The organism is Vibrio sp. OPT24, assembly GCF_015163545.1.
In the GTDB taxonomy this organism is placed as follows: Bacteria; Pseudomonadota; Gammaproteobacteria; order Enterobacterales; family Vibrionaceae; genus Vibrio; species Vibrio cyclitrophicus.
In genome coordinates this window covers 82,006-103,882 of the sequence record NZ_JADDYI010000022.1, presented here as the reverse complement: position 1 = coordinate 103,882, position 21,877 = coordinate 82,006, and the positions used below count along the sequence as shown (strand labels likewise).

At 43.2% G+C, this 21,877-nt stretch carries 16 protein-coding genes; 5 read left to right on the top strand and 11 right to left on the bottom strand.

The annotated features are described in order from the left end of the window. Window positions 1–195: 195 nt before the first annotated feature. Genes IQO02_RS08140 through IQO02_RS08130 form a run of 3 tightly spaced genes read left to right on the top strand, consistent with a single transcriptional unit; the run spans window position 196 to window position 3,961 of the window. On the top strand, window positions 196–1,665 hold the full coding sequence (locus IQO02_RS08140) for a DASH family cryptochrome (RefSeq protein ID WP_193838524.1): 1,470 nt from the start codon (window positions 196–198) through the stop codon (window positions 1,663–1,665). Further along, complete coding sequence (locus IQO02_RS08135) at window positions 1,662–3,221, top strand: cryptochrome/photolyase family protein (RefSeq protein ID WP_016786169.1); 1,560 nt, start codon at window positions 1,662–1,664, stop codon at window positions 3,219–3,221. The genes IQO02_RS08140 and IQO02_RS08135 overlap by 4 nt, the downstream gene beginning before the upstream one ends. Beyond that, window positions 3,221–3,961 carry an SDR family oxidoreductase gene (locus IQO02_RS08130; RefSeq protein WP_016797024.1) on the top strand — a complete coding sequence of 247 codons (741 nt, stop codon included), beginning with the start codon at window positions 3,221–3,223 and terminating at the stop codon, window positions 3,959–3,961. The genes IQO02_RS08135 and IQO02_RS08130 overlap by 1 nt, the downstream gene beginning before the upstream one ends. 295 nt (window positions 3,962–4,256) lie before the next feature. On the opposite strand, the gene IQO02_RS08125 is transcribed toward IQO02_RS08130, so the two are convergent. From IQO02_RS08125 to IQO02_RS08090, 8 genes are all read right to left on the bottom strand, one after another. Beyond that, on the bottom strand, window positions 4,257–5,144 hold the full coding sequence (locus IQO02_RS08125) for a PA4780 family RIO1-like protein kinase (protein WP_016790642.1): 888 nt from the start codon (window positions 5,142–5,144) through the stop codon (window positions 4,257–4,259). A 225-nt stretch (window positions 5,145–5,369) separates the two neighbouring features. Next, window positions 5,370–5,504, bottom strand: a complete 135-nt coding sequence (locus IQO02_RS08120; RefSeq protein ID WP_010441138.1) for a DUF2256 domain-containing protein — start codon at window positions 5,502–5,504, stop codon at window positions 5,370–5,372. Between the two features lie 201 nt (window positions 5,505–5,705). Continuing rightward, complete coding sequence (locus IQO02_RS08115; protein WP_016796464.1) at window positions 5,706–9,422, bottom strand: AAA family ATPase; 3,717 nt, start codon at window positions 9,420–9,422, stop codon at window positions 5,706–5,708. A 6-nt stretch (window positions 9,423–9,428) separates the two neighbouring features. Further along, a complete protein-coding gene (sbcD, locus tag IQO02_RS08110) occupies window positions 9,429–10,682 on the bottom strand; it encodes an exonuclease subunit SbcD (RefSeq protein ID WP_016769231.1) in 1,254 nt (417 codons plus the stop codon). A gap of 218 nt (window positions 10,683–10,900) precedes the next feature. Then, window positions 10,901–11,314 carry a VOC family protein gene (locus IQO02_RS08105; RefSeq protein WP_016769230.1) on the bottom strand — a complete coding sequence of 138 codons (414 nt, stop codon included), beginning with the start codon at window positions 11,312–11,314 and terminating at the stop codon, window positions 10,901–10,903. A gap of 242 nt (window positions 11,315–11,556) precedes the next feature. Continuing rightward, window positions 11,557–12,126: a porin family protein gene (locus IQO02_RS08100; protein ID WP_016769229.1), complete on the bottom strand. Its 570-nt coding sequence runs from the start codon at window positions 12,124–12,126 to the stop codon at window positions 11,557–11,559. Window positions 12,127–12,558: 432 nt separating this feature from the next. Next, complete coding sequence (locus IQO02_RS08095) at window positions 12,559–13,155, bottom strand: LysE/ArgO family amino acid transporter (protein ID WP_016769228.1); 597 nt, start codon at window positions 13,153–13,155, stop codon at window positions 12,559–12,561. A gap of 81 nt (window positions 13,156–13,236) precedes the next feature. Further along, window positions 13,237–13,695 carry a GNAT family N-acetyltransferase gene (locus tag IQO02_RS08090; RefSeq protein ID WP_102282596.1) on the bottom strand — a complete coding sequence of 153 codons (459 nt, stop codon included), beginning with the start codon at window positions 13,693–13,695 and terminating at the stop codon, window positions 13,237–13,239. Window positions 13,696–14,330: 635 nt separating this feature from the next. On the opposite strand from IQO02_RS08090, the gene IQO02_RS08085 reads away from it, so the two are divergent. Further along, a complete protein-coding gene (locus IQO02_RS08085; protein ID WP_010441145.1) occupies window positions 14,331–15,074 on the top strand; it encodes a class I SAM-dependent DNA methyltransferase in 744 nt (247 codons plus the stop codon). A gap of 161 nt (window positions 15,075–15,235) precedes the next feature. Here the strand turns inward: IQO02_RS08085 and IQO02_RS08080 are convergent, their stop codons facing one another. The 3 genes from IQO02_RS08080 to IQO02_RS08070 all read right to left on the bottom strand — a co-directional run bounded on the left by IQO02_RS08080 (window position 15,236) and on the right by IQO02_RS08070 (window position 20,881). Then, a complete protein-coding gene (locus IQO02_RS08080; protein WP_016769227.1) occupies window positions 15,236–17,266 on the bottom strand; it encodes a TonB-dependent receptor domain-containing protein in 2,031 nt (676 codons plus the stop codon). A gap of 233 nt (window positions 17,267–17,499) precedes the next feature. Further along, window positions 17,500–18,420, bottom strand: a complete 921-nt coding sequence (locus IQO02_RS08075; RefSeq protein WP_016769226.1) for a LysR family transcriptional regulator — start codon at window positions 18,418–18,420, stop codon at window positions 17,500–17,502. A gap of 268 nt (window positions 18,421–18,688) precedes the next feature. Beyond that, window positions 18,689–20,881, bottom strand: a complete 2,193-nt coding sequence (locus IQO02_RS08070; protein ID WP_016769225.1) for an immunoglobulin-like domain-containing protein — start codon at window positions 20,879–20,881, stop codon at window positions 18,689–18,691. Between the two features lie 440 nt (window positions 20,882–21,321). On the opposite strand from IQO02_RS08070, the gene IQO02_RS08065 reads away from it, so the two are divergent. After that, window positions 21,322–21,804 carry a hypothetical protein gene (locus IQO02_RS08065; protein WP_010441152.1) on the top strand — a complete coding sequence of 161 codons (483 nt, stop codon included), beginning with the start codon at window positions 21,322–21,324 and terminating at the stop codon, window positions 21,802–21,804. Window positions 21,805–21,877 lie beyond the last annotated feature (73 nt).

Genomic DNA, 21,877 nt, shown 5'->3' with positions numbered 1-21,877 from the left:
CAACCTCTCTCCGTGTTATTGGTTGGCTTGTGCGCTCTTTCGCTTCTATCTTCTTTCGGTTATGTACTCTTTAACCTCGTTCTCGTGTCCACTTTAAATCGCCCACTACTATCATCGACGTCCAGCATTCATTTGTGATCTTAGCGCCCGATCAACTCGTAAGCGTCTAATAATTAACAAAACAGAGTGTAAACAATGAAGAAGATTGGCCTCTATCTTTTCACCAACGATTTAAGAGCCGACGATAACGAGTTGCTTGGTAAAGCGTCTCGGCTCGTTGATGAACTGATATGTGTAGTGATCGAGCCGAATTTGTCCGTATTCTCTCGCAAGTTTGCGAAAGAGCAACAATATGGGGCAGAGCGAGCAAAATTCATTTCTCAGTCTATTACTGATTTAGAAAGCCGCCTAGCTAACCTAGGGCAAGAGCTCATCGTTCTGCGATCTTCAACATTAACTGATGAGGAAATGAGTAGAGACTTCGCACTGAGTGAAATTATCAAATCACAGCAAGCCACACACTTGTTTGTGAGTCATCATTGTGGCTTTGACGAGCGACATCTTGTGCAATCGATACAGTTTAACTTTCCAAAATTAATTTTAATGCAGCAGCATCATTCAACTCTGTTAGAGCTGGAGCAGCTTCCCTTTGAGTTATCTAAGTTACCTCGCTCGTTCACCAAGTTTAGAAAATTAGTCGAGCACTTACCTATTGATACACAAAGCCTAAGCATCACCACACTACCACCAATGCCTAAAGCTTTGTCACACTGTCACTCGAAACAGGCCTCTAATTCAAAGTTCGATGAACACTGCCTAAACATCAGCAACACAAACGTAAACGGTTTACACAACAGCAGCTTCATTGGCGGAGAGCAAGCCGGCCTAGCGCATTTGCACGACTATTTTTCACATCCCTATGCTCACCAATATAAACAGACCAGAAACGCGTTCGATGGCAAAGAAAATTCAACCAAGTTCTCACCATGGTTAGCGCTCGGCTGTGTCTCACCAAAGACGATCTACCGCAACCTTGTTCAATTTGAAGCGAAACATGGCTCAAACGATTCAACCTATTGGATTTTCTTTGAGCTACTTTGGCGTGAGTATTTTTATTGGAAGTGCTTATCTTTAGGGTCATCCCTGTTTCAAAACGGCACAGACAACCCAAGCATCGATTCGGTCCTGGCAACCAACACGACTCAACAAAACTTCGCTAATTGGAAATGCGGCAATACGGGCTATCCGATTGTCGACGCCTGCATGCGCCAACTTAATACTACGGGGTACGTGTCTAATCGTGGCCGACAATTGGCCGCAAGTTGTTTGATCTATGAATTAGGAGTGGATTGGCGAAACGGCGCCGCTTATTTCGAAAGCCAACTCGTTGACTATGACGTGGCATCGAACTGGGGAAATTGGGCGTATATCGCTGGGGATCTTAATCAACCAGTCCACAACACTCAATCAAGCCATAACAACCAATCAAGCCATAACAACCAATCAATCCACAAGGATCAAAGTATAAACCAACCACAGCCTAAATCACGCCACTTTGATCTAGCAAAACAGACAGAGATGTACGATCCAGACCACGTCTTTATTAATCAATGGAAAGAGACGGGCCAGCATACAACCTCCGCCTCTAAGCAGGACAAGCTATGAAATTCAAAACTGTACGCCTTATTTTTGGTGATCAACTCAACATTGAACACTCTTGGTTTCAGCAAGTCGACGACAGTGTGATTTATATGATCGCTGAGCTCAAACAAGAAACGGATTATGTCGCGTCTCACATTCAGAAAGTCGCTGCATTTTTCTCTGCCATGTCCTATTTCGCCAACGAACTCACTCAACAAGGTCATCAGGTACTGCATTTAACATTGGATGACACAGCGCAATTCGAAAACCTGGATGCCCTGCTTCAACATTATGTAAGCGAGTTCGACGCCGAAAAATTTGAATACCAAAGACCGGATGAATATCGCTTACTTCAGCAAATGGCAAAACTCAAACTAACCAATGTTACCAAAGGATGTTGTGATACTGAGCACTTCTTATTTCCGTTTGAGGAAATTGAAACGCAGTTTCCGAAAGACAAACACATTATGATGGAACACTTCTATCGTCGGATGAGAAAACGTTTCGACATTTTGTTGGAGGATGACAAACCGGTTGGTGGTAAGTGGAACTACGATGCCAACAATCGTAAAAAGCTTAAGAAGCGAGACATCGCCAACTTACCGCAGCCTTTGATGTTCGCTAACGATATCTCGGACCTTTTGAAGCGCATCGAGCGTCATCATGTACAAACCATTGGCGAAGTTGGTGAGCAACTCTTATGGCCAGTAAACCGAGCTCAAAGCTTGTCTCTACTCGCTCATTTTTGCCAAGTTTGCTTGCCACTGTTTGGTCAATTTCAAGATGCAATGACTACAGAACACGATTCAAAGTGGAGCTTGTATCATTGTCGTCTCTCTTTTTCTTTGAACAGCAAGTTGCTTAGCCCTCGCGAAGTCATTGATGCGGCACTCTCGGCTTTTGAAGCGTCAAAGGCTCAAGATAAACCAAGCATCGATATCGCTCAGGTCGAAGGTTTCGTACGCCAAATACTTGGTTGGCGTGAGTACATTCGAGGCGTGTATTGGGCCAACATGCCCGCTTATGCCAATAAAAACTATTATTCAGCCGACCGACAATTACCTCATTACTTTTGGGATGGTCAAACCAAAATGAATTGCATGAAGCACGCGATTGGTCAATCCCTTGAGTTTGCTTATGCACATCACATTCAGAGGCTGATGATCACTGGCAACTTCTGCTTGATAACTGGCATAGCACCTGACCAAGTCGACAGTTGGTACCTTGGCATTTACGTAGATGCGATTGAATGGGTCGAAATGCCAAATACGCGAGGTATGGCACTGTTTGCGGATGGCGGCATCGTAGGAACCAAACCATACTCTGCCAGCGGTTCGTACATCAACCGTATGAGTGATTACTGTAAAGGATGCCACTATCAGATAAAAGAGCGCAGCGGTGAATCCTCTTGCCCATTCAATAGCTTGTACTGGCGCTTCATGAATCAACATCGCGATGCGTTAAACCGTAACCCGCGCATGGGCATGTTATATCGATCTTGGGACAATATGGATCAGCAAGACCAACAAGCAATTCTCGATACTGCAGAACAACGACTGACTAACTTGGAGAACTTATAATGGTGGAACAACTCAGATTACAAATATTAGTCATTGGTGGCAGCGGCGGAATTGGTTTCGCAGTGGTTCAACACCTACTGTCTGAGCTGTCTCATTTTGATTTTCTCGATGTTCAGGTTGATGCTACTTACCACTCGCAATGCCCCGCTCTTGAAGACACGCGACTTCACTGGCATCAACTCGATGCAACCAACGAAACAGAAGTCGCACAACTAAGCGCGAGGTTCAATAAACTTGATTGGTTAATCAACTGCGTAGGGATGCTTCACACGCCAAACCTTGGGCCGGAAAAGAACTTATCGTCTATCGACCCTGAATTTTTTCTGAAAAACATCTCTGTTAATACACTACCAAGCTTACTGTTGGCTAAACATTTCACACCTGTTCTAAGATTCAGTGACAATCCAAAATTCGCGGTCGTCTCAGCTAAGGTAGGCAGTATTTCAGATAACAGATTAGGCGGTTGGTACAGCTATCGCTCATCAAAAGCAGCGTTAAACATGTTTATCAAAACCATGTCGATTGAATGGCAACGAACGGTTAAGAAAGGAACCGTGTTAGTACTGCATCCAGGTACAACCGATACCGCGTTGTCAAAGCCATTTCAAGCGAATGTGCCTGAAGGAAAGCTGTTTGAATCGAGCTACGTCGCCCACCAACTGGTCGACATAATCAGCAGTGCAATACCGGAAAACAGTGGCAACTTTTACGCGTATGATGGTGAGCAATTGACTTGGTGATAAGGACTACCGATCGTGGTAAATAATTCTGACCATAGATCGTTAAAAAATCCGATAACCTCGTCTGAACTTTTGATTCTAGAATCATTACTTATCGAAAAACACGGCTTCGTTCTCTACCGTTTCTAAGCTATCGTTGTTAAATCACTTACTGTGATTGGTATAAAAACAGAAAACCCAACAGAGTTTTGGCTCTATTGGGTTTAGTCGTCTGGAAGAAGCAGTTCGTTACAGTTAACGTTGTCTTATCAAAAGAGGCATAGCTTAGGTTCAGCTTTGATTTAATTGGTCTTTACTAAGACTCAGACCAATTAAATTTGCTGTCGTCGACACCTTCTTTTTCTTCTTTAACACGTTCACGACGGTGTTGTTCTTCAACTCTTGCCGCATCTATCTCTTGCATGATAGCTTCGATATCCGCTAATTCATCGGTTTCTGTAAACTCACCGGTTAGCTTAGTATCTGGCTTAAGGTCGCCCTTCTCGTACAGAGCCCATATTTCCTTAGCATACTCTGTCGTTGATAACTCTGGTGCAAACTGAGCGTAATAATCACGAATATTATTTACGTCGCGAGTCAACATCCACTCTGCATTATTATTGGCAGATGCATCAACCGCTTGTGGTAAATCAATGATCACTGGACCATATTCATCCACAAGCACGTTGAACTCAGACAAGTCGCCATGAATCAAACCAACACACAGCATTTTGACCACGTAGGTCATCATGACTTGGTGATCTTCAATCGCTTGTTCAGCTGACATCACGACATCGTTTAGTCTTGGCGCGACATAACCGTCATCATCAGTGACTAGCTCCATAAGAAGCACGCCGTCGAAACAGCCATAAGGAATGGGTACACGAACGCCTGCCTCTGCCAATTTATATAAAGCATCAACTTCAGCGCTTTGCCATACTTTTTCTTGTTGCTCACGACCGAAACCCGAGCCCTTTTCCATGGCTCTAGCTCGACGGCTATTACGGACTTTGCGCCCTTCTCGATATGCTGTCGCTTTCTTGAAGCTACGTTGGCTTATTTCTTTATAAACCTTGGCACAACGGATCGTATCGCCGCAGCGTACTATATACACTGACGCTTCTTTGCCACTCATCAGTTGGCTTGTTACCTCGTCGACTAAACCATCGTCAACTAAAGGCTGTATTCTTTTTGGTATCTTCATGCCGCCTTTATACAGCAGTTATCTTACAGATAGAAATATTAACTTAAGAAATGAAGAAGTGATTATCAATTGGTTCTTAAAACCATTAAGAATTGGGGTGATTGTTTTTTTAAACAGCGATTTGGTGTTGATGTCACTTGATTGGAGTAATGGCTGTGTTTGTAGATCGGTAGGCTTTTAAGTCTAACACTTTAAGTGTCACTGGTTGGATCATATCGATCTAAATTAGGATTTGTTGCGACGACAGCGTTCTGAACAATAGATGACATTTTCCCAGCAACGCTCCCACTTCTTGCGCCATGCAAATGGTTTTTGGCAAACCGGACATATCTTCGTGGGTAGATATGGTTTCTTGTGCATTGATGCTTCCTTATCGCTGAATGAACTTTCTTCGTTTACTAGAGATTCCCCATTACGCTCGCCCCTCGCTTCGATGAATGACGGCGGTGAAAGATAACAGCCCAACGCCGTCAACCTCCAGAAGGGAGAGCGACAGAGCCGATGAGCTGTTTTATCTTTATCTATGCCTGCATGTATTTGTACACACAGAGAAAAGTTTAACTAAACAACAACCTTGTATTGTCCTTCCATTTCACTGAAGCCAAGGCCTGAGTGTTTGGTCACCTTGAGCTGCACAGGCACGCGCTCTTTCAATGCTTCTACGTGGCTTATCACACCAATCATCTTGCCTGAAGCGTTCAAGTTATCTAATGCGTTAAGCGCTATATCCAAGGTATCACTGTCTAGCGTTCCGAAACCCTCATCGAGGAACAACGAATCAATACTGGTTTTGTGGCTTACAAGATCAGATAGCGCTAACGCTAGTGCCAAACTCACCAAGAAGCTTTCACCACCCGAGAGCGTTTTGGTATCTCGCATCACATCGCCCTGCCAAGTATCTAGCACTTGCAACTCTAAAGCATCATCAGTCTTACGTTTCAATTCATAGCGCCCATGCAAACGTTGTAGCTGTTTATTGGCTAAGTACACCAAGTTCTCAAGTGTTAAGCCCTGAGCGAACTTACGGAACTTGTCACCATTTCTTGAGCCAATCAAAGAATTCAAACGTGATATGTCATCAAACTCCAATTGCTGTTCTTCTATCTGTTTGAACAAGTCTTGTTGGTTGCTGCGATTCTGACGGTCGGTCTCTAGATTCGCAGAAATTGCACCTATTTGAGTAGCATGTTGTTGCTGTTCATTTTGACATTGAGCCATCGCTAGCTCTACTTCATTTTGCGGTAAGGCGCTCCATGTTTCGGCTTTCTCGTGAGCTTGCAGTTCAACTCTATTCGCTTTAGCACTGTTCAATCTCGCCTGTGCGCTTACGATTGCTTCTTCAAGTGTCTTCTTCAAGCTTTGAAGTTGAGTTCTAACCTCTTCGTCTAGCAACGCAGCTTCAAAATCAGCCTCACTTTCAAATGGGCTAGCTTTCATTGCTTCTAACCAATCACGCTGCGCTTGCGTATGAGCTGATTGCTTGCTCATCAACTCTTCAGAGAAGCTTGTGTGTTTGGTTTGTTCGGTTCGATGTTCAAGTTCGCAACGGTTAAGCACCAACTGAGCGGCATCAAATGTACTCACCGCTTCAGTGACTTTTTGCTTCATCGCATTGCTGGTGGTTTGAATGTCTTTATCACCAAATAACTCTGTCCTTTCAGCAGTTACACGAGTGAGCTCTGACACTAAAGACTCACTCTCTTGCGTCAATGTCGCAAGCTCTTTCTCAAGGCTGCTCAACTTGTCATCTAGCGTTTTCAATTCAGCATTTTGAGTGAGTAGCTGCTTCTCAATATCGGCCTGTTGCTGTTTAGTTTGCTGCCATGTGTTTGATGCTTGCGATTTTGCAGTAAACCAATCATCAATATGCTCAAGTTCAGGTGCTTCAATAGAAGTTTGAACAATACTCTCTTTCAAAGAGTTCCATTGCTGCTCTTTCGTTTGAGCGATCTGAGCCACTTGTTTAATTGTGCTGTGGTTTTGCTTATTCAAGTCAGCTAAGCGTTGCTCGGCCAACTCAAGGTTAGATTGCGCCTTGTCAGCCATAACACTTACAGATAAGCGTTGTTTCTCAGCTTCGGCATAGTGAGCTTTAGCATCACCTAGCGCTTTGAGTTGCCGCGAGATCTGACTTAGTAGAAGTTCACACTGCTGAGCGAAAGTCGCAACTGAAGCTTCATTGCCTAAATCGCTTACCGTTAACAATGCTAATTCTGGAGCCGTGCCAACGAAATCCGATAAGCTCTGCTGAAGCTTACCAACAATGCCTTGCCAGTTAAGTTGAGCTTGCTGAATATCCTCTTGCGCACGTTGAATGTCATCGTTAAGCCCCGTAATCATTGGTGCTAGAGAATCTAACTGTTGACGGTGCTCTTGGCCGTCCTTTTTAATAACCGCTAGCTCATGCTTTTCACGTTCTTGTTGAGCAACTAAGTTGGCAATATCTTGTGACTGCTCAATATAATGGTCTGTTGAACCACACAGCGGGCATACAGATCCAGATTCTAATGCTGCACGATATTTTGCCAGTTCGCCTTCTTGATCAATCAAGCGCGTTAATCGCTCAAGTGAAGTCTCTTTTTCTTTGTATCGCTCCACCAGCACTGCACGCTCTTTCGAAAGCTTGTCGACCAACTGAGTGTTAGTTTGATGTCCCTGAGTTTTAGCGTGCAGCTGTTGCTGGGCATTTAAGAAGCCACGATTAACCTCAAGCAATGAGTGCGTATTGCGATTCCAAAACTCCAACAGATTTTTTTGTGCATTCAACACTTGTTCACTGGTGTTGCCTTGCAATGCTTCCCATTGTTGCTCTGCATTGCTTTCCTTTACAACCAGTTCAGCTAATGCTTTGTCTTGCGATGCTTTTTCTTCTTGAGCTGACTTGATCACTGATTGCTGAGCATCAACCGCAGACAAGGCTTGCTTCGCTAAGTTCAACTGCTCTGAATGCTGACGCTCAAGGGTGCGAACTTGCTCTACTTTGGCTTGCCACTGACCTAAGTATTTTTCTAGATGTTGGTCAGCTTGATGAGTATTTAGGTAATCAGTGCTGAGTTGCTCTTGTTGTTTCAGCTCATCAGTTTTTTGCACTAAAACGAGCTGTTGATTACGCTGTTGCATTTGTTGGTCGTTTAGCGTGTTCGCTGCGTTAACGGCCGCTGTCTGTTTATCTTTGAGCACTGCAATTTGGTTATCGAGTGGGCGAACTTGCTCAATGATCTTCTCCTGATCTTGCTGCTCGGCTTTGACTTGTTCGACAATCACACTGCTTTGAGTCAGTTTAGTCTGTGCGTCTTGTTTTTCTGCATCACGGACAGCAAGTAACTTGGTACTGTTGCCTAAGTTAGCTTGAGTAGTGTTGACCTCTTGCTCGCAACGCTTTAGATCTTTGTGCATTGGACGCAGTTTTTCAGCAGGTTCACTGTTTGCTAAACGAACTAATGATGTTTGGTTGCGATCTAGTTCATCTTGAGCCGTTTTAAGATCGTGCTCACTGGTCGTGATAGTTTGCTCAGCTTTGGTCACTTCTTTCCACCAACTGAGATGTGCTTGCCACTCTTTCAGCTGATCGGCTAAACGCTTCTGTTCAGCTTCGAGAGCCTCTCGCTCGCCAGTCAGTTCTTGGATTTGCTCTTCAGACAGTAAACTCACGCCTTCTGCTTTCGCTTTAAGGTGATTAAGTGACTCTTCGCTCGATTTGAAGTGATCATAAATACGCTCTGAAATCAGGCTGTAGACTTCTGTACCAGTCAGCTCTTCAAGGAGTTCTGCTCGATCATTTGCATTGGCATTTAGGAACGCTGCAAACTCACCTTGTGAAAGCATGATCGATTTAGTGAAGCGAGAAAAGTCCAAACCCGTTACGGTTTCAACCATCTTAATTTTCTTAGTCAGCTGCGTTTCTAAAACCACATCGCTGTCTGCATCTGCAAACTCACAAGTTGGCGTTTGCAGCGCGCCATCGTGCTTACCACGAGCTCTTTTATGATGAAAGTTCGAACGGTAAGTTTTTCCTTTTACTTCAAATTCAATCTCAGCAAAACATTCGCCAGTGCCGCGCGTCATCAGCTCATTAGTGCCTTTGGCGATACTTCTTAACCGTGGTGTACGATGAAACAATGCCAAACAAATCGCATCAAGAATCGTCGTCTTACCGGCCCCGGTAGGGCCGGTGATCGCAAACAAGCCGTTTTCGGCAAAAGGCGACTGTGTGAAATCGAGCTTCCAACGCCCTTTCAAAGAGTTTAAGTTTTCAAATTCTAAGCTTAAGATTTTCATTCTTGATTACTCTTCTGTACCGTTTAAATCATCAGTTCCATGAGACACTTCGACAATTACTTGCTTGAACTTCACCGTCATTCTTTCTAAGCGCGCTTTCTCTGTATCGCTTTCAAACTCCTCGAGTGCGATACGTTTCTCAAACACATCTATTGGCGTGAGTTCCGCTAATGTCTCTGCTGATTCTTGCTCTAACGATTGGTTTCGGCGCTCTCTTGCTCTTCTTAACTGAAGTACTTCAACGTTTAAGTCTTCGGTTAAGGCACGCATGCGTTCTTGTAAATCCGATAGATAGTCTTGTGCTCGAACTTCAATAGACAACCACACGCTTTGGCCTTCTTCCAAACCAATATATTGATTCAGTTGAGATTCAATCTCGCTCAAATCACCTTTGATTTCGGCCAACAGTTGGAATGTCGGGACAGACAATTGAGAAATGGTGCGTTCGCCTTCAACAAACTCAACCACACACACTTGCTTTTGAGATTTCAATTCATCAAAACTGAGCGGGATTGGCGAGCCGCAGTAACGAATGTGTTCTCGCTTAGCAACAACTTGAGGTCGGTGAATATGTCCAAGCGCGATGTAATCGGCATTTGGAAAACCGTCGGCAGCAAAACCATCCAAATTACCAACGTATATATCACGCACCGAGTCAGATTGCTTCACACCCATTGCGGTTAAGTGCCCTGTCGCAATGATCGGCATTGTGTCGCGGTTAGCAAAAGTATCGCGTTTTTCGACTGCTGCATCGTAGACATCTTTATAATGCTGCTTAATCGCGTCGCCCAACTGTTTCTGACGCTCAACACCCGACACGCCTGCTTGGCTGGTTAAAACATCACGAGGGCGGATGAAAGGGATCGCACAAACTAGCGCTTCAACCTCGCCGCCCTTACCTTTCAGCTCGACAACCTGAGTCGCATGATCTTCATTGGTATTTGGAATCACGTCCGCGCCCATATACTTCAACAATTGCTGTGTTTCTTTAAGTACCGACACAGAATCATGGTTACCGCCCAATAGCACTAACTGGCAACCAATTTTATTCGAGTCGACAACAAACTTGTTGTACATCTCACGGGCATAACTTGGCGGTGTGCTGGTATCGAAGATGTCACCAGCCACGATAATTGCGTCGATATCGTGATCAGTAACTTGCTCTAGCAACCATTGTAAAAACCGTTCATGTTCGTTTTTGCGGCTTTTATTGTAGAAGTTTTGGCCAAGATGCCAATCTGACGTGTGAAGAATTTTCATTGCGGCTCACTGGATGTCTATAATAGCTTTAATTTATCAAAATACCGATCAACTACCAAATGGGTTAGCATTATTTTCCTTTTATAAGCTTGTGAAAAACAATAAAATTCAGGCTTTATAGGCTTTGTTTTCAACGTACCATCAATCGATACTTTTCATATGAAAAAACCGCTCAAAGTTAGAGCGGTTTTGATGTGTAAATCGAGTTAACTTAGAACTTAATGGTTGGGACGATTCAACTGTAGCAAGTCCCACTTAGTACCATACAGATCTTGGAAAACCACGACCGTTCCGTACGCTTCTTCTCGTGGCTCTTCATTAAACACAACACCTTTCGCTTTCATTAGCTCATAATCACGCCAAAAATCATTGGTCTGCAAAAACAAGAATACACGGCCGCCAGTTTGGTTGCCGATCGCTTTTTTCTGTTCCTCATTGCTCGCCTGAGCTATTAGCAAGTTAGTACCGTTCGAGTTGGGTGGCGACACCTGAACCCAACGCTTACCACCACCTAAATCAGTGTCTTCAACCAAAGTAAACTGAAGTTTCTTAGTATAAAATTCGATTGCATCGTCATAGTTTTCGACGACTAGTGCGATATTTCCAATTTGTTGTTGGATTAGTTCAGACATCTAGCATTCTCGGTTTTGTCAAAGATAAGATTCTACACATTATACCTTCTTTACGAACCTACTGAGCTACAAAAAAGCCCACGGTATCGCTTGATAACGTGGGCTCAAAACTAACGGGTCATTTTGTAAACCAATTAGTTAGTCACTCATTCAATTCACTTAACTAATCATTAAATTATCTGATGATTGAATCAACTGACGACTAAAATTTAAGCTATTTTATGACCCAAAATATGAAGCTGTTAGAAGTTGTACGAAGCACCTAAAGTAACGCTGCTGAACGCCACATCTCTGCTCGCGATTCTATTGCCATTGTTATTAAAGAGTTCGATGTTTACGGCATCTGCCTGTGAAATTAGACGCAGTGTAAGGCTCTCAACCGGGGTATATTCAACACCAACACCGAAGTGAAAACCAGCACCAGAATCGTCATCAATGTAGCTCGAACCATGAGCGTTTAGGTCAACATAGCTCAGGCCAGCCAACACGAAAGGTCGGATTGAGTTATCAAATGTGTAACCTACATTTGCAGCAACAGAAAAAGAGGTCGGCGACAACACTTTAGTACCAAATTTTTCGTAGTCAGCGTAATCCGTGTAACCAAGTTCGATACCTACAATACGGTTAAATTGGTAACCGCCGTAAAGGTTATAACCCATGCTTTCAGCATCTAAACTACCAGCCCCGTCAGTGTCTGAATCTTGGTAGACACCAAGGCCAGCACCAATGTATGGACCGCCTTCGATACCAGCAGCATAAGTAGGAAGTGAAACCAAGCCAACTAGGCCTAATAGAAATGTTGATTTAAGCATGTAAATACCCTTTTTAGTCTGTCCTACAATAGCGCTGTCACTGTCTTTGGATGTATTCCGACACCAATCCAACTGTTGCGCTACTGTTTAAAAAAATGAAAAATAAAGCCTCCCATGAATAATAAAACAGTGTTCATTTAGAAAGCGAATGGGAAACTAGCACAACATTTTAGCGCTATCAAGCGAACCTGTAGCCATATTTTATCAGTCTCAAAAGTGAGACTTTGCGCTCACCATGGTTAATATTCAGAGCGTCACTGTTCAAATAACACTCGAAAAAGGCAAAAATAAACAAATTAGAAATAAGTTAAACAGGCATGAAATGTCATGTGGAACAGAAAGTTATAAGACGGAATGTTTAAGGACAGAAAGTTAGACAACAAAAATTATAAGGCCGTAAACTAAACGGCCTCACAGTTCGATACGCAAGAACTAAATAACTAAAGAAACCGCAATCGACGCCATGATCATACCAATCACAAACTCCAACACTTTCCACGCTCTTGGATTCTTAAACAGCGGAGCTAAAAAGCGAGCGCCATAGCCAAGAGAGAAAAAGAACACAAATGATCCGGTGATCGCGCCCGCACCAAATAGCATGTGGTTAGGTTGATATTGCGTAGAGATCGACCCTAGCAAGACTACAGTATCCAAATAAACGTGCGGGTTCAGCCATGTAAACGCTAAACACATCGCCATCGCCTTTATTAGTGATTCCTTGGTATCTCCAACTCCCTCAAGCGCATGAGTCTCGGTGAAAGACGAACGTAAACTCAAGAACGCATACACGCCTAAAAATACTGCCCCACCGTAACGAGCAAATTGCTCGATTTGTGGAAACTGCTTCACAATCGCGCCGAAGCCTGTCACACCGAAGCTAATCAAAAGGGCATCTGAAATAGCGCAGACCAAACAAATGGCAAACACATGTTGATTCTTCAGACCTTGTTTAAGAACAAAAGCATTTTGAGAGCCGATCGCGAGGATCAACGAAAGCCCGAGAGTGAAACCAGCAAAGTAAGTCGACATTAAACTAAATCTTTAAGTTTGAATGAGTTGAAAGTAACAACGGTTTTAGCACTAATTGTTGTCTTGAAAGATCAGTTGGCATTAATTGAGCTCAATAGTCATAAATTGGCTGTGAGGATCAAGCGAATAATCCGAAAAGGGTTGGCAGTAATCAAAGCTAAACTTCTCATACAAACTACGAGCAGGTTGAAAGTACACTTCTGAACCGGTTTCTAGGCTAATACGTTGATACTGGCGGGCCGTTGCGGTTTCCAAAACGTGTTGCAATAGTTTGCTTGCGACACCGGATTTCCTTGCAAACTGACTCGTTCTCATCGATTTAAGTTCGGCGTGTTGGGTATCAAGTTCTTTGATTGCCACACAACCAAGTAACTGGTTCTCTTTCCAAGCACTGAAAAAGGTAACATCTGGCGACTTTAAACCCTTAATATCCAGTGCGTGTACACTTTCTGGTGGAGATGTCGCATACATATCCGCCAAATGCTCTTCAAGCAATGCAATCACTTCTCCACCCGACAAGTCGTCAATTTTTATTTCCATAACTGATTCATTTTCCTTAATAAATTATTAATCAACTTTCGATACCGTAAAATTACTCTATCCTAATACCTAGCGAATAACACACTGTAACGATGGAGTGTCGCTGTATTTCTCGTGTACCCTTTTTGACACATACATGACAACAAGACAAGTCTTAGCACGAGCACGACATTAGCTTTTGCTTAAAGCACCTGTTTTCAATGAAAAATAAGCAGTCAGGTCGATATGGGTATCTAACTAGATTTAACCGCCGTAATACCTTGTCGGAATTTCGATTCTTCACAAGAGCGTATGACACTTCAAAATCACCGAAGAATCGATGTCGACAATCAGAACGCTCATACCTTCGGTTACCAAGACCGAGTAAAAAGCGTTATCTAGACGCTATCAGGGTAGGCTTACAAAAGGAAAGTTGTACACTGACATCCCAACTAGTAAATGTTAGATATTGACGATTTTTAAGTTGACTAACGATACCGATGCTCACACTGTTGGTGGCATGGTCATTAAGTGCTTGGCTAGTAATCAAGAACAGTACTGAATGCACATGAATTTATCGAAGATTTGCTTGTTATTTTTAGGTTCTAGTTTACTATGCGCCACCCCAATTATTTCAGCAAATGCTGTAGGCCACTATGTCCGCCAACGCACTCTACACCGACCTATCGGGTTATTATGATTTAATGTGTGTCGATATTGACTACCAAGCGCAAAGTAACTGCGTTCGTAGGCTACATCAAATTTTCGGAAATGATGGAAAAACTCACCTAGACCTTGGTTGTGGCACCGGCCCACACGTTCGTCACTTCATTAACTATGGCTACCAAAGTAGTGGGCTTGATCTGAACAAACCAATGTTAGACATCGCTCAAGCTCGCTGCCCAGAAGCCAGCTTTTCAGTGCAGAACATGAGTAATTTTGAAGTATCTGAGCCACTAGATCTGATCACTTGTTTCTTATACTCCATCCATTACAACGATGGCATCGAGAATTTGAAAGCGTGCATTACAAGCGTTCATAAAGCGCTTAAACCTGGCGGTGTATTCTGCTTTAACGTGGTAGATAAAGATAAGATCAGCAACGATCTGTTTGTTCGACATACCACAAACCAAGCGCAAGACGATTTTACGTTCCGTTCAGGTTGGTATTACTCTGGCGAAGGTGATAAGCAAGCGCTGAAACTCAGCATTGAAAAAACGACCGCAGGTGAAACGCAAATATGGAATGATGAACACCCAATGGTGGCGTTCAACTTCAAAGCGCTGTTCGAAATATTGAAGCCCTATTTTGAGGTTCATACTTTCGAACACGATTACGACAAACTTTTGCCTTGGGATCTAATTTCAGGCAACGCGCTGATAACTTGTGTCAAAGCCTAATGGATTCCTAGCTATATAGCTTATTAGCTTATTAGCTTACATTACCGGCATTATTTAACTAAGTAATGTATGAGCATTAGATCTAAAGAACCCACACGATGTTAAGTCGTGTGGGTTCGTTATTTTATCAGGCTCTATTTATCGAGTTACAAACAGACGGATTAGAAATCAGCGGTCATACCAACATAGTAAGTACGTGGCTGTTCAACATAACCTAAGTATTCTAGTTCGTTTGATACTGATTCGTCAGTTAAATTCGAGATACCCGCACGCAGACGTACTGAATCGTTCACATTATAAACGGTACCAATATTTAACGTCGTGTAAGCATCTTGAATTAGATCGGCTTCGATTTGGCGCTCGCCACGGTAACGCGCACTCACGAATGTGTTGAGGTCATACGTAGGATTCCAGCTCAATTTAACTAAACCTGAATGCTTGTAACGCTCAAGAAGTTCATCACCCGTAGATTTATCTTCCGTATCTAGATATGTGTAGTTACCCGATACGCCCCACTCGTCTGAAATTTGGTACTGACCCGCAATTTCAACACCTTGAATGATCGCTTCGGCTACGTTCTCGTATGTTTTTGCGCCGAGTTCACCCGTTGATGAACCATCAGGATTTTCACACTGACGAGCGCTTTCGTTCCAATCACCACCTTGTGGGCAATAACCTTCTGTTCTGTCGATCAGATCATTGATTTCGTTACGGAATAACGCAGCTTCTACATTCCAACGTGGTTGCGTGTACACGGCTGCCAACTCGTAGTTCAAACTTGTCTCAGGTTTTAGATCTTCATTACCAACCAGAGCACAGCCTCCCTTGCAACTTGATACTTGATAATCAGGTTGGTTTTGAGTCAATGATGGTGCTTTAAACGCTTTACCGACACCACCCTTAATGATTAAGTCATTGGTAGTTTGGTGAACAAGGTACACACGCGGGCTAAACTCTTCGCCGTAAAGTTCATGTTTATCTAAGCGACCACCGATCGTTGCTGTCAGTTGCTCGGTCATTAGCCATTGGTCTTGAATAAATAATGCACCTTGATACGCTTCGGACGTGCCGCTCACTAGGTTTTCTTTATTGGTCAACTCACTCAGTTGGTAATCCATACCAAACGTTAATGTGTGACTATCGCCAAGATAAGTCGTTGCAGACGCTTCAACAATTTGAGTCAGTTCTTCGATATCGCTGCTGAAGTTGTTTCCTAAATCGGCTGCATCGTTATCCGTTACGTTCTCGCGAGAATAACGTACTTGAGTATCGCCCCAACTCCAGTAACCGCTGTGTGTAATAGCTTGGCTATGACGAACCACGTGAGTATTGGACTCAATCACTGAGCTAGAACTTTCAGCGGCAGATTCACGCTCGTCATCACTGTAACCAAAGTCGAAATCGAGAGTTTGGTTGTCTGTTGCATGCCATGTCAGGCTTGCTAACATGCTCAGCGTATCTCGGCCTTCTAATGCTGTTACATCTTCACGATCGTAACCTGAATTATGCGTACCTGAGTATGGTTGCCATGCATTACGGCTCGTTTGGTTAACAGACACTCGAGCAAATAACTCATCTTCAATCAGCGCACCTGAAGTAGTTAAGCCAACTGAGTATTCTTGTCCCCCGTTGCCATCCATAGGGGATGAGTTATCCATGCTTACTGTAGAGCTCCAGTCATTTTCTGGTGCTTTAGTAATGATGTTGATTGTACCGCCCATACCATCAGAGCCGTAAAGCGCCGACATTGGGCCACGAATAATCTCAACACGTTCAATTGAGTCAGCTGGAATAGTAGATAAGTCAAAATCGTTACCGCGGATAATCGCGCTTGCTGAACTTAGACGACGGCCATTAACCATGATAAGCGTATAATCAGAATCCATACCACGAATCGAGATCATCTGACGACCAGCACGAGTGCTGTCAAAATCAGACTCCACACTGGTTGACTCAGCAACGATATCAGCCAAAGTAATACCAGGGCTGTCTTCTATGTCTTGGGCAGTGATAACCGACATTGAGGCTGGTGCTTTTTTCAAAGCCATTTCAGTACGAGTCGCCGTAACAACCATCTGTTCATCCGTGTCAGTCACTTTTGTTTCCGCTAGCACGTTAGCCGAAAGTGACGAACAAAGAACAGCAATTGCGATCGATAAAGGTGTGCGAGTTAAAAGAGATCTCTCAGACATGATATGCATTCTTATATGTGATTGGTAATGATAATGGTTTGCATTAGACATTCACTTACCATTGTTATCAATGAAAGTTTCATACCAAAAATTGATTTTCGCTATTCAATATTCACATACATAAAAATAAGCATATTCAATATCTTTCAATAACCAAGCTCACATTTTACATACCTATTAATATCAGATTTAAAGCCATAGTAAGGTTCATAACTTGCGCTGAAAGCCGCTCGCTAAGCATAAACCTCTTTAAAGAGGTCCCTTACCCAGCGACACATTGGGTCGTTGTGAAAACGTTTATGCCAGTATAAATACACATCTTCAGATGGGTGGCGAAGTGCTTTAGGAACGCGTTTACAAATGAGGTTCCTCTGCTTTGTAGCTTGCAGTGCAAAAGGCGTAGGCAAGTGGAAGATGATGTCTGTCGCTTCCGCCATGTCAGGCGCTACGTTAAAATTCGACAACTGGATGGGAATCGAGAGCTGACGTTGTTTATCAATCAAACCGAGATCTTTAAATCGACTCTCAATTGAGAGCTTCTTGTCTCCTTGCAAAGAAATTTGACCAAGATGACTGTTGAGCAAATCATCGACCGTAATTTCTTTATCAGCCAAGGGATGGTCTTTATTCATCAATAAGCGGTAATCGCGACTGATCACGAACATTCGATACAGGTTCTGTTCTGAACTCAATGGTTCATGAGTCGACAATACAAAGTGTGCATCCCCAGACAACAAAGGGTCGAAGTGTCTTTTAGGAATAGAATCAATATCGACAATCATGTTCGGTGCTTGCTTACGTATCTCCGCGACCACTTTAGGAAGCAAGTGTGACACTTGAGGAACAAGGCCGAAAAATCGAACCGTTGTGTCACTGTTGTGAGGTTCGAACACATCGCCATGCACCAACTTTTCTAACCGAGTCAGTACCGAATTCAAATCTTGCTTAATCGCTTCTGCTTTTGGCGTCAATTCATAGCCATATGCCGCTCTCACCAACAAGTCATCGTTAAATACCGTTCGCAGTTTTTGCAGTGAACGACTCACTGTTGGTTGGCTCATATCAAGAGCTAATGCCGTGTTAGAAACATGCTTCTCTTCTAACAGGTGTTTGAGGATGACTAATAAATTGAGGTCGACTTGTGCAAGATTCATTTTTTAAATAATTAGATCACATAAAATTCAGTGTACGCATAGTGCATTTTCTCAATAAATAATACAATTGATAATCACTCTTATTTTGATCTAAAGCAAACATGATTTACTTGATTTGAGCTTAAAAACGACTTTAGCAATGTCTAGTCTCATTAACTTTCGGCCTTCCACATCTACCAACTGTATTAAGAACTACAGATAAAAAAAGAGAGGCAAAATGCCTCTCTTCTATCGTTGTTTGTTATCTTATCACTAACTTCTAACGAGCTTACAGCTTTGTCCAAGCATCTTGCCAGTATTGGCTGACTGCAGGGGCGTAAGCTGGGCTTGCACACCATGCAGTGTATGGCCAAGGCTTACATTCGTATAAGGCATTGTCGCTACCCATTACAATGTCACCCGCTGCGTAACTTGTACCCGCAACATATGGAGGATAATTGCCTGGAGGTGGTGTTGTGCCGCCGTTTGCCTTTACAGAGAATAAATTGTTTACCATCACTATTTCACCGTCGGCTGCCTTACCAACCGCTTCAAATGAGTATTGGCCCTCGGCTACATCATAGAGATCCATTGTAATAGTACGGCTATCAACCAAGTTCACTTTCTCCTGTTCAACAACAGTACCTGCGCTATTTATCACCATTGTTGTAACATCAAGTGCTTCGCTTGAAGTCAGTGTCACCTCTAAATGTACATGGCCGTTCTCCGGTGCGTATTCAGACTGTAGGCCCGCTACTTGAAGTTCTAAGTCACCGCCTGGATCTGGATTTTCACCACCACATGAACTTTCTGAAACCTTTTTCCAAACGCCCCACTCACCTGTCGTCCCTGGCTCTTCGCCACGAGTATACCAACCCGCAGCCCACGTTGAGCCGTCATGCGAAACTTGGTCACCTTCAACATAAACGGTGTCAGTATCCCATGCCGTAGCACAGTTAGACCCATCAGTCACAGACACTTTACGTTCAGCAGTGACGGTTTGGTGAGCACTGTCTGTCACACTATATACAAGCGAGTAGCTGCCTATTTCATTCACATCGACACTGCCAGAATGTGAGATGGTACTTGTTAGATCGCCATCTTCAGCATCATTCGCCGTCACTCCTGCCATAGCATCAAACGATGCGCCTAGCATGACCGTGGTATCAGATACGCCGCCAAACGTAGGCTTTTGGCTGTACACTTCAACCATTCTTGCATTAGCCGTTTCGTTATTGTCGCTGTCTTTTACACGGTAAGTCAGAACATAAGTGCCAATAACTGCTGTTTCAACATAGCCCTCTACGTCGATTGATGGCGTTAGATCACCGTCTTCTTTATCTGTTGCAGTCACACCTTCCATTGGTTCAAAGACAACACCGTGCAGAACTCGTGCATTCTCGATACCTTTCAGTACTGGTTCGCCTTCAACGGGTGGTGGCGTCACTTGACCATGAACAAACGGGCCATAATCTTTAATAAACTGTTCGCTGTACTCGTGACCGTTCTTGTTGGTGCCCATGTCCCAGTTGATAGACCAGGTCATCACGCCTCGCAAAGGTTGACCTTGAGCTGTTAAGGTTTCGAACGCGGCGTATAAATCTTGAGGGTCTTTTACAAAACCCGTCGCTGCTGCGTCAATGCTTGAAGGAATACCAAACACAAGTTTGTCGTGTGGAATCTTGTCGAAACCGCGTGTTCCGTTGATAAGAGAGTCAGATATGTAGTAGATAAACTCTTCTTTTAACGCATCGTTGTTCTGAGCAATCCAACCTACACCTTCAACCCAGATACCATCGCCACCTTGATTGTAAAACTGCGGGTTAATCCAATCGTAGTAACCTTCTAGATTATCGATGTAAGGGACATATTTGCCACCTGACGTTAAATAGGGAAACTCTGGAGCCATCGTAATTAGGAAGTTTTTATCTTCAGTGCGGTAGTGGTCTTTCACAAGCTTAAGCGCGTCTGGAATCACGGTTTGGTTGTTGGCTGCCGTCACTGCCGCTTGTTCTAAGTCGATGTCTAGGCCATCAAAACCGTAGTGTTCAGTTAGACGAATAATCTCGTCAGCAAACGCTCTTTCATCACCTGTTTTTAATTCTATGTGTGCATCCGCACCACCCAGAGCTAACAGTACAGAGCGGCCTTGTTTGTTAAGTTCAGAAATTTGATCGATAAATTGTTGTTCTGAAACCCCAATAATTGGGTCCAGTTTGAAAGTAGGAATTCGACCATCAGCCACATCGTACACTTTCATGAATGACACATTCACAATGTTGTACATTGGGTTCACTTCATCCAATGTTACGCAAGGCGCATTACCACCTTGGTAACCCGCACCATCACACCAATTGTGCCAGTAACCAACCACAACGCCCGAATCTGGATTTGTCATGTCCGATCCATTCGCATAAACAGCGCCAGACATTGCGGCCATGCCGACCGATACTGCTAATTGCAGAGCTTTACGTTTCAACATTTATCCCACTTCCTAACCAACAGTTGTGCCAATCACAACCAAACCAATTCATTTTAGTCATGAATATTTATGGATCAGTAATGGAATTTTTATAAAAATTGAGGCTTTGATTTAACTTGTGATTTTAAGTCACAGATTGAATAACAAAATCAATTTGATTTTGACTTTTCATTGAAAATATAACGCTAAAATGCTGAATTTCATGCATTTAATATTGATAGAAGAAATGGTTAAATGGACTTAATTCACATCGATAATTATTACAAAGTTAGAATCATGGGTCAATTCAAAGTTGCATATAGACTTTTAAACATGCCGTTGTTAAGGCTTCCAAATGGCCAATGACAAGTCTCTGTCAAACATTAGTTAACCATCATACCTATCCATCAGTTTTAATAACTGTTGTGTTAACCTTTCGTCTCAAATTTCTGGAGATATGTATGGGACGAATCACCAAAAACCAACGCGAGGACAATTTCGCTTCTTACAACGCTCTTATTCTCGATATTTTCCTCAACGAGGGTTGGGATCACGTCACTTATGATCGACTAAGCAAAGAAACCGGCCTTAGAAAAAGTACCTTGCAAGGCTACTACCCAAGTAATGCCGATTTCGAAGTTGCAATCAAAGGAAAGGTATTCCCTATCATTTTGCAGCACCTTGATTTCACGTCAAAGCCCCTCCTTCTTGAGTCTTGGAAGAAAGCCATGAAAGTTACTCAATTTAAAATGATCATGCGCATGTTTGTAATGCAGGCTCACAAAAAAGGTTCTGAAGGTTCAGGTCGATTAGGGGTACTTGGCCTAGCAAAATATATCTCAGACAGGCTCCCGACCGAAGACCCACTCGAAATTATCCAATTACTGTTCGGCCTTACCGTAACCGAGCTGTTAAATATAGATCGTTCTCATATGCCAACATAGAAGCTCAATTAAAGTTCCATTCGTCACACAGCACGCGTTAAAAGTTTTACCCCTTCGGTATGAAATGGAAATA